Source organism: Halomonas marinisediminis (assembly GCF_004347715.1).
Taxonomy (GTDB): domain Bacteria; phylum Pseudomonadota; class Gammaproteobacteria; order Pseudomonadales; family Halomonadaceae; genus Halomonas; species Halomonas icarae.
On sequence record NZ_SLTR01000111.1, the window covers coordinates 1 to 338 of the forward strand.

The 338-nt window shown below is 39.9% G+C and carries 1 protein-coding gene; it reads right to left on the bottom strand.

The window, feature by feature from the left end; genetic code table 11:
- Window positions 1–217: hypothetical protein (locus E0702_RS16030; RefSeq protein ID WP_132045588.1), on the bottom strand; the 217-nt coding region annotated here is incomplete at its 3' end.
- Window positions 218–338 lie beyond the last annotated feature (121 nt).

Genomic DNA, 338 nt, shown 5'->3' on the forward strand with positions numbered 1-338 from the left:
CTAATATATTAGAAATCAAATCGTCTTTGACACTCTCATCGAGCCCAAGAGCATCTGCTATTTCGCCCAAGAGGCTTTCCCAAGTATCAGACAAATTGTCCATCGACATATCGCCATATTTAAACTTGGATTTTGATTTTGAAGTCATATTGCGATTAGCACCAAGCGCTTTAGCAATCTGAAGAAGCACCGATTCAAAGGTTGGAAAAGTAGCCACAGAACATCCTTTTTTGTTTTTCAGCTTCAAAACGGATTTAAAAACCGACCTCCTATCTTGGCTGTGAGGGGGGGACTTTGCTTTTCATTCGTCCACAGAGCTGATTTTTTCATAATTGTGT